Below are 9,004 nucleotides of genomic sequence, written 5' to 3' on the forward strand. Positions count from 1 at the left end.
TAGAACATTTCTAATAAGAATAGCTTTATAAATTAATATGTATAACCTATGACGAACAAAAATGAAAAAAATGATCGCAACGGTTACAATTGCAATGCTTCTAATGTTGCCTTTGCTTCTTGTGATACCATTGCCAGCCATAGCTGAGCCTACTGAGGCACTGTCGGATGCAGTCGGTGGAGGTACGGGTGGTATCTACTACCTTGATCCTACAATTCTATACACAGGCGGAGTCACGATAACGGGTGATACAACGATATACGGTCGAGGTGCTGTAATAGATCTAGACGGTGATGATTTAGATATCGTGGGTGCTTACCTGTATATAGAAAGGTGCACAATCACTAATGGAGAGAACGGTCTGCACTTCGAAGATGATGCAACCGGATTCGTCTACAACAACATAATAGTGCAAAATAGTGATGATGGAATAGACATGGATGACTGTGACGAGGGCGAGATCGTGATAAAGGAGAACTCGATAATTCAGAACTATGATGGGGTAGATTTCAATGATTCAACAAACATAATCATACTTGAGAATATGATAACCCATAATGAAGATGATGGCATTGATGGAAATAATTACTATTTGATGTGGGATGAAGGCGAGGGCTGCTATCTTCCTGAAGTAAACGATCTGCACAACATAGTGATAAAGGGAAACAAGATAATTGGGAACGGTGACGAGGAGACGGGCGACGGTATTGAACTTGAATTTGTGAACGGCGTTAGCATAGCATCCAACCTGATAGCTGGAAATGAGGAAGATGGGATAGATTTCGACGATAGTTTTTATAACGATCGTTGGTTTGGTTCTTGCCCGGTAGCATCGGTAATAAACAACAAGATACTGGCAAACGATAACCAAGGAATAGAATATGATGGAGACGATGATTGGCCGGAAGTAGATACAGATGGTGATGGTGAAGACGATACAACAGTAATATTGAGCCTTACCATCAGTCAAAACAAGATAATGGGAAACAATGAAGAAGGCATAGAGATCGACGATACAAAGAACATCGTCATAACCTACAACGAGATAATGGGTAATGAAGATGAAGGCATAGAGATCGATGGAACAGACGAATTCGATGTTGACTTCATGGTGGAAAATATACTGATAGCATATAACTCAATAATCGATAATAATGGCGAAAATATAGATCTGGACGAAGTCTCAGATGTGAAGATAATCTTCAACAAGATAACAGGAAGTGCTGATGAGGAAGGTATAAACATAGATGGAGGATATTACTTAGATTCTCCCTATTATGTAGATGTATATGGCGAAGATCTGCTCATCAAGGGTAACGTCATAACCGGTAATGAAGAGGAGGGTATAGAAGTAGAAAACTTCGATTCTCCAGTAGTTATTGAGTGGAACACGATCTTGTATAATGGTCATGAAGGAATACATCTAGATGACGTCGAGAGCCCACAGATACTTCATAATACTGTAATGTATCAATATGACGAATCTGAAGAAACCCGTCCGGGAATTGAACTAGATGAATGCGACGGAGCGAGGATCGCATACAATACCGTAGCATACAACGTAGACACTAATGTCAGAGTGGACGACTCTGATGATGTAATAATCGAGCATAACACCATAATAGGTTCAGAAGACCGCGGCGTAGTTGTAAATGACTGTGAAGATATGACCATACAGTACAACGAGATATACTTCAATCAAGAACACGGCATCGAATGGGACTACAGCTCAGGCCTCATAAACCATAACATAATAGGTTATACTGGATCGCTATCTGGTAACAAAAATGGCATAGACTTATGGGATTCTTGCAGTGATGATGATAATCTCGTCACCATAAGCGACAATACAATAATGGGTAACGAAAATGGCATCGAATGCACAGATTCAGACCCAACGATAATAGGAAACTACATTGCATATAACGAGGATGGTATCGTCATAATAGGTGGCAATAATGGTGACTGCAACGTTACAATAGGTGGCACCTACAATAACAGGAACTACATCATAAGGAATTTCGATGACGGTATATATGTAAGCGCTGGTGCCGATGTTCCGATAATCAACTACAACAACATATTCGAGAATGTAGAATACGGAGTACAATATGGTGGCGAAAATATTATTGATGCAGAGAACAACTGGTGGGGCGACATAAGTGGCCCAGGTGATCCAGCTACATTCGGATTTGGTCCAGGAATCGGCGACGAAGTATCAGAACTTGTAGATTACTCTCCGTGGTTAGTATCAGTAATTCCGTAATCTAACCAACCCCCCCTTTATTTTTTTATATATTCTAACAATAAGAAGATATCATTTTACTTTATTTCTGATCATAAGTTTCTTAAAAGAGTAAGATCTTAAATCCCTAATACAATCTGTCTTTATTCACAGATTCAACAAATTCTTTAAGTATATGTAAATATTATCCAATGCGATTCAAATGATTAAGAAGTTGAATTGTAAGATCTTGGCCCTTTCCCTAATATTCTTTATAACCCTCCAAGCGTCATCCATAGTTTATTCAGAAGTAAATCAATCAGAGAAGCCCAGCTATTCAATCGGAGATAGTTGGGAGTACAGCGTTGACGATAAGAGGTTGATGATGACCAGAAGTTTAACCAAAAGTATCGTAAGAGAAGCGACTGTTGAAGTATTCGGAAATGATTACGATTGCTATGTAATAGAGTTGGAAGGAAGTGGTGAATCTTCGGAAATGGGAATAACGGTGAGATTTACCGTTGAAGGTGAGATCTATCTACAAAAGTCCGATCTAACCATCGTAGAGATGAAATTGGAAGAAACTGAGGAGACTGAATTTGGTGGAGAAACAACATACATGATCACTGAAAAGACAAATTCAACCTATGATCCTCCTCTCAATGAACTCAATTTTCCTATAAGTGATGGTAAGGTCTGGACAGTAAATACAACAGAAACCGTAAAGCAGAAGACAGTCTTTGATGGGATAGAGCCTCCAGAAACTGAAGAAACCAATGAAATCTTTAGAGAGTACAATGTTAGAATCGAGAATGTAACGGTGCCAGCAGGGACCTTTGAAGCTTTCCTCATAAATTATACAGATACAAATGGTTATTCGGAGTATTATTACTCTTCAGATGTAGGCTACTTCGTCAAGATAATAACTTATGATGGATATGGGTTGATAGAAACCGAGGAAGAGTTGGTCAACTATACTTATGCAGGGTCACCACCCGCTCCTTTAGATTGGCAACTCATATTGGTAATAGCAATCGTTGTAATAGGAATAGTAGCCATTTCTGCCATCTTAATCATGAGGAGAGGGAAAAAACCTCCTGGGCTTTAGTCAGGTCATTTAGATAAGTAATTAAAAATGAGTACAATCGTTAGAGTCCAGTATGAAAAAATCAAATCAAATCAAATCAAATCAAATCTCTTAAATAACTTTGATGATTAAACTTTTTAATATTATCAAGTGAAGACGATGAGTTTATGTGAACGCAAAAAAGATCAAGATGATCTTAGTATTGCATGTTCAGAGATAGCTAATACTTTAACTTCACACAGTCAGGTAACAAAGGATGAAATAGATAATTTAAAGCGGGTAGTCTGTCAGAAGTACCATCTGGAAAGATATCCCAGCAACTCCATGATTTTAGCTCATCTGTCACCTGAAAAGCATAATAGCTTTAAAGAAATATTAAAAATAAAGCCAGTAAGAACAGCATCTGGTATAGCAGTAATAGCAGTCATGACAAAGCCTTATCCATGTGCTCACGGTGCATGCATATATTGTCCTGGAGGCCACAAATTTTCAACCCCACAAAGTTATACGGGACAAGAGCCGGCTGCCCTCCGTGGTACTCAAAATGATTTCGATCCGTTCAGACAAGTATCTGCAAGGCTCGATCAACTAAGGGCAATTGGGCACGATGTAGAAAAAGCAGAGATAATAATAATGGGAGGAACTTTCCTAAACTTCCAGAAAGATTATCAGAAGGACTTTATTAAAAGATGCTATGATGCTTTAAACTATACTGAATCTAAGAATCTTGCAGAGGCTAAGAGAAATGCTGAGCATTCAAAGATTAGAAACGTCGGTCTGACGATCGAGACTAGACCCGATTTCTGTAAAGAGGAACATGTTGATCTTATGTTAAATTTTGGAGTTACAAGGATTGAAATAGGGGTCCAGAACCCAGATGATATTATCTACAAGATCGTTAAAAGAGGACATCATGTGAAGGATGTTGTAAGTGCATTTCGAATAGCGAAGGATTCTGCTTTCAAGATAGTCGCCCACATGATGCCAGGACTACCAGGCTCAAATCCAGATAAGGATTTCGATGCTTTCCAACGTCTTTTTAATGACCCTGAATTCAAGCCAGATATGTTGAAGATTTACCCAACTTTATTAGTAGAATCTTCCGAACTTTATAGATGGTTCTTAGATGGTAGGTACCTACCTTACGATGATGAAACAACGATAAAGCTGTTGGCAAAGGTCAAATCAATTGTACCAAGTTGGGTCAGGATAATGAGGATTCAAAGAGACATCCCAGCAAGACTGATAGTAGCAGGAGTCAAGAAAAGTAACTTAAGAGAGCTAGTACAAAAAGAGTTATCAAAAATAGGGAATAAATGTAAGTGTATCAGATGTCGTGAAGTAGGAATCAAAAAGTTGAAGTATGGAATAGACATTATGCCAGAAAACATCAGACTGTTAAGGCAAGATTATGAAGCATCTAATGGGTTTGAAGTTTTCTTATCTTATGAGGATGTCGGAAAAGATGCTTTGATAGGATTCTTAAGGCTAAGGCATCCTTCTGATAGTGCACACAGAGATGAGATAAAAACTAAAAGATCATGCTTAGTAAGAGAATTACACGTTTATGGAAAGATGATTCCGATAGGAAAAAGAAGTGAATATGATTGTCAACATAAAGGGTTCGGAGCCATGTTGATGGAAGAGGCTGAGAGAATAGCTAAAGATGAATTCGGTTCGAAGAAATTAGTTGTAATGAGTGCTATAGGAACGAAGGAGTACTATAGAAAGCTTGGCTATAAATCAGAAGGAGCTTATATGGTAAAAAACATCTAATCCAAATATAATATTAACATTGGGCAAGAACCTTTAGATTTATAGTATCAAATCCAAAAAAATTCTGATATTGATAATGAAGAGCAGATATTCAAAAGGAATCAGCATAAATATACTCTTACTAGGAATTGTAAGTTTTCTGAACGATTTTAGTAGCGAAATGATAAACCCGATATTACCTATGTTCATTACAGCATTGGGTGGAGGTGGTTTGATCATCGGTTTGATAGGAGGGTTGAGGGACAGCATAACAAGTGTTCTTTTCATTTTTTCTGGATTTTGGTCTGATAAAATTGGAAAAAGAAAAATTTTTGTAACTTCTGGCTATTTAACTTCTGCTGTCTCCAAATTACTGCTATCCTTTTCGATGATATGGCAACATGTACTAATCTTCTCAGGTTTTGAGAGAGTTGGAAAGGGTTTGAGAAATGCACCAAGGGATGCTATAATTGCAGACTCTATGCCTAAAGAGAAGGGAAAAGGTTTTGGGATTCATAGAGCCCTTGATACGTCTGGTGCCATCTTAGGGTCGGTAGTTGTCTTCATCTTATTTTGGTTCTTAAAGTTTGGATTTAACTTAATTATATTCTCTGCAGCAATCTTTGCATTTGTTTCTTTGATCCCACTAAATTTTGTAAAAGAGAGGAGAATGAAAATATATGATGTAAACTGGAAGATAAGTCTAAAAAGATTTTCAAGTTCTTTTAAGTTATTCATCTTCGTAACGGCTGTATTCTATCTTGCCAATTTCAGTTATATGTTCTTCATACTTAAAGCACAAGAGGTTTTTATAGGTACAGAATCGGTTGGTGTTCCTATTTTACTATATGTCTTATTCAATACATCTTATGCTACACTTGCGGTCCCTTTTGGTATTCTTTCTGATAAAATTGGCAAGAGGAATGTCATTCTTTTTGGATATCTTTTATTCTCATTAACATCACTTTGTTTTGCATTCTTCGATTCATTAATAGCTCTCATCATCTTATTCGTCCTTTATGGCATGGTCTATGCAATTATTGATGGAAATCAACGGGCTTACGTTTCTGATTTAACATCAGAAGAAATTAGAGCAACAGCTTTAGGAACTTTCCATATGACAATCGGTCTGATAACACTACCAGCGAGTTTAATTGCAGGGTTCTTATGGCAGTTTGTTGCTCCAAATGCAACTTTTATTTATGGTAGCGTGATAAGTTTATTTTCGGTTGTTTTATTTCTTGTTTTAAGAAATCGTTTTGATTGATTTTTTATTTAGTCTCTTCTTCTTCCTTAGGCTCTACTTCTTTTTTCATCTTAAGTGGGGTATATATAATACGATTAGATCCGAAGATTTTTTCTATTAACTTATCACCTTTGATTTTATTCTTATTCGTATCACAGCTAACACCTACAAGCTCTATTTCTTCACCCTTCTCAATCACTGAATACTCACATCCACCTATCTTTAGGCTACCGATTTCTTTCTCTTTCTCTTTCTCTTCAGACATTATATCTTCTTTCACCTCCTTTTTAATTTAGGAGTATTATAAGACTTTGAGATCGTGGGAGATTGGAAACCTTTTGAGAGTATTGGAGTCTCATACATAATCTTAGTATATCTCCATTCATCAAGAATTCTCTTTATCAACTCACCAAATGATTCAATTAGAGAATTATTCTTCTTTCTACGAAGAGATGCCAGATCTTGATAAACATCCATAGGCAACATAATTTGTTTGAATTTTTCTTTATTAAATTTCCCCATTTCTCTTAACCTATCGATAGGTTTGTTTCATATTTAAGTCTTATCAAGAAAATTTAATTTGAAAAACTTATTTCTTATGACTTTTTTCCTTTAAAGATATGGGCGAGCTGGTTGGCTACAAAGGTTCTTCATTAGAGATACTGAAAAAATCGAATATCTTTATTGGAGATTTGATAGAGGTCATAACTCCTAAGAAGGACTATAAAGGATTATTGATGCCAAGGTACGAATATGCTGACGATCTTCACATCGTGATAAAGCTATCTAATGGATATAATATTGGCATTGATGTCAGAAATATCCAAACTATCAAACGCTTATCTGAAGGAGAAAAGCCACATTTTTCATCACCCCCTAAACCTTCTATCAACCCCAATTTGCCTAATGTAGCTATAATAAGCACAGGTGGAACTATAGCAAGCAGAGTTGATTATAGAACTGGAGCAGTTCATCCTGCCCTCTCAGCCTCTGATCTATATTCAGTTGTACCTGAGCTATCTCAACATGCTCTAATAGATGCGGAAGTTGTCTCTAGCATATTTAGTGAGAACATGACTGCTGAGTATTGGAAGTTGATAGCATTGAAAGTTGCTGAGAAGATTAGGTCTGGATTCAATGGAATAGTTGTAACACATGGTACAGATACTATGGGCTACACAGCTGCGGCTCTTAGCTTTGCGCTTGCTAAAGTCCCTATTCCCGTTGTGTTAGTAGGTTCACAAAGGTCTTCTGATAGGCCTTCATCAGACGCAGCCCTTAATTTAATGGGTGCTGTCTCTGTAGCCTCTAAAGCACAATTCTCTGGAGTTTACGTTGTCATGCATTCTGGCATGAGTGATGATATCCTATCTGTTCATATTGGTACAAAGGTTAGGAAAAATCACACAAGCCGTAGGGATGCTTTCGAATCTATTAACATCTCTCCTGTAGCATATGTTAAAGGTAATAATATAGAAGAAATTGTGCATGGTCTTCCTCCTAAAAGAGATTTTAAAGATTTTAATTGTAAACCAGATTTCGATACAAGAGTTGCTTTGATGAAGTTCTATCCTGACTTCGATCCCGAGATCATAAATTACCTTACCAGTAGTGGCTATAAAGGAATAATCATTGAGGGAACTGGACTAGGTCATGTCGGCAGATACTGTAACAATCAATTAAAATCTGCTATAGAGAAAGGAGTGCTTGTAGCTATGACGTCCCAGTGCATCTGGGGAAGGGTGCGGATGACCGTATATGATACTGGTCGTGATCTACTGTCCATGGGTGTATTACCTCTTGATGATATGCTACCTGAAACAGCGCTTGTAAAGATGATGTGGGTATTAGGCAATACGAGCAGTGTTGAAGAGGCAAAGAAGTTGATGAAAATGAACATAGCCGGAGAAATCAGTTACAGGTCCGATCTACAAAGAAGACCAATAAAGTGATCCTAAAAAGGTTGGAGATATGATCGATTATAAAGAAATAGGCTTGAAGGTAGGGCTTGAAATACACCAGCAATTAGCAACTAAAAGAAAACTTTTTTGCCAATGCGAAAAGTTTCAATCTGATAAATCTGAGTTCTCATTTGAGAGAAGGTTAAGACCTACACAGAGTGAGTTGGGTCAAGTCGATCCAGCAGCCATGTTCGAGTTCAAGAAAGGCAGAATGATAAAGTATCAAGTGAACCGTGAGAGTGCCTGCCTTGTAGAGGCTGATGAGGAGCCTCCTCATGATTTGAATATGGAAGCTGTGGAGTCTGCCCTTATTGTAGCTTTAGCTTTAAACTCGAAAATAGTAGATGAATTACATACAATGAGGAAGTTAGTGATAGACGGCTCAAATACAACAGGTTTTCAGAGAACAATAATAGTTGCCCTTGGAGGTGTGCTAAAAACTATTGCTAGAGAAGTAGATGTCCAAACGATATGCCTTGAGGAAGATGCTGCAAGGTTGACAAAAGATTCTAAAAATTTCCGCGAATACTGGTTAGACAGGCTATGTGTGCCATTAGTTGAGATAGCTCTAGCTCCTGTAGAAGAATCACCTCACAAGGTTCAAGAGATAGCTCTATCATTAGGCAGACTTCTTAGAGCAACTAAAAGAGTAGCGAGAGGTCTTGGCACAATAAGACAAGATATCAATGTATCTATAAAAGAGGGAGCAGTAGTAGAAGTTAAAGGAATTC

8 protein-coding genes are annotated in these 9,004 nt (G+C 37.5%); 6 read left to right on the forward strand and 2 right to left on the reverse strand.

All coding sequences use genetic code 11. The annotated features are described in order from the left end of the window. Positions 1 to 61: 61 nt before the first annotated feature. The 4 genes from L6N96_06225 to L6N96_06240 all read left to right on the forward strand — a co-directional run bounded on the left by L6N96_06225 (position 62) and on the right by L6N96_06240 (position 6,333). Positions 62 to 2,266, forward strand: a complete 2,205-nt coding sequence (locus tag L6N96_06225) for a right-handed parallel beta-helix repeat-containing protein (protein MCP8323753.1) — start codon at positions 62 to 64, stop codon at positions 2,264 to 2,266. Positions 2,267 to 2,447: 181 nt separating this feature from the next. Next, the gene (locus L6N96_06230) at positions 2,448 to 3,332 is read left to right on the forward strand and encodes a hypothetical protein (GenBank protein MCP8323754.1); all 885 of its coding nucleotides are present in this window, start codon (positions 2,448 to 2,450) and stop codon (positions 3,330 to 3,332) included. A gap of 138 nt (positions 3,333 to 3,470) precedes the next feature. Further along, a complete protein-coding gene (locus tag L6N96_06235) occupies positions 3,471 to 5,087 on the forward strand; it encodes a tRNA uridine(34) 5-carboxymethylaminomethyl modification radical SAM/GNAT enzyme Elp3 (GenBank protein ID MCP8323755.1) in 1,617 nt (538 codons plus the stop codon). 76 nt (positions 5,088 to 5,163) lie between these two features. Next, positions 5,164 to 6,333: an MFS transporter gene (locus L6N96_06240; GenBank protein MCP8323756.1), complete on the forward strand. Its 1,170-nt coding sequence runs from the start codon at positions 5,164 to 5,166 to the stop codon at positions 6,331 to 6,333. A gap of 4 nt (positions 6,334 to 6,337) precedes the next feature. Here the strand turns inward: L6N96_06240 and L6N96_06245 are convergent, their stop codons facing one another. Both L6N96_06245 and L6N96_06250 read right to left on the reverse strand, forming a co-directional pair. Then, positions 6,338 to 6,577 (reverse strand): hypothetical protein, encoded by a 240-nt coding sequence (locus L6N96_06245; protein MCP8323757.1) that lies wholly within the window; start codon positions 6,575 to 6,577, stop codon positions 6,338 to 6,340. Positions 6,578 to 6,588: 11 nt separating this feature from the next. After that, positions 6,589 to 6,834: a hypothetical protein gene (locus L6N96_06250; protein MCP8323758.1), complete on the reverse strand. Its 246-nt coding sequence runs from the start codon at positions 6,832 to 6,834 to the stop codon at positions 6,589 to 6,591. 98 nt (positions 6,835 to 6,932) lie between these two features. On the opposite strand from L6N96_06250, the gene gatD reads away from it, so the two are divergent. Together gatD and gatE are read left to right on the forward strand one after the other, a co-directional pair. Next, positions 6,933 to 8,264, forward strand: coding sequence for a Glu-tRNA(Gln) amidotransferase subunit GatD (gatD, locus tag L6N96_06255; protein ID MCP8323759.1), 1,332 nt, complete (start codon positions 6,933 to 6,935; stop codon positions 8,262 to 8,264). Between the two features lie 19 nt (positions 8,265 to 8,283). Beyond that, positions 8,284 to 9,004 (forward strand): Glu-tRNA(Gln) amidotransferase subunit GatE (gatE, locus tag L6N96_06260; GenBank protein ID MCP8323760.1); only part of this gene is annotated, 721 nt, incomplete at its 3' end.

This window comes from Candidatus Methylarchaceae archaeon HK02M2, assembly GCA_024256165.1.
Taxonomy (GTDB): Archaea; Thermoproteota; Nitrososphaeria; order Nitrososphaerales; family JACAEJ01; genus HK02M2.

Excerpts from the sequence above, each read along its gene's own strand:
- L6N96_06250 (MCP8323758.1), bottom strand. The coding sequence starts at position 6,834 with ATGGGGAAATTTAATAAAGAAAAATTCAAACAAATTATGTTGCCTATG.
- L6N96_06230 (MCP8323754.1), top strand. The coding sequence starts at position 2,448 with ATGATTAAGAAGTTGAATTGTAAGATCTTGGCCCTTTCCCTAATATTC.
- L6N96_06245 (MCP8323757.1), bottom strand. The coding sequence starts at position 6,577 with ATGTCTGAAGAGAAAGAGAAAGAGAAAGAAATCGGTAGCCTAAAGATA.
- L6N96_06240 (MCP8323756.1), top strand. The coding sequence starts at position 5,164 with ATGAAGAGCAGATATTCAAAAGGAATCAGCATAAATATACTCTTACTA.
- gatD (MCP8323759.1), top strand. The coding sequence starts at position 6,933 with ATGGGCGAGCTGGTTGGCTACAAAGGTTCTTCATTAGAGATACTGAAA.
- L6N96_06225 (MCP8323753.1), top strand. The coding sequence starts at position 62 with ATGAAAAAAATGATCGCAACGGTTACAATTGCAATGCTTCTAATGTTG.
- L6N96_06235 (MCP8323755.1), top strand. The coding sequence starts at position 3,471 with ATGAGTTTATGTGAACGCAAAAAAGATCAAGATGATCTTAGTATTGCA.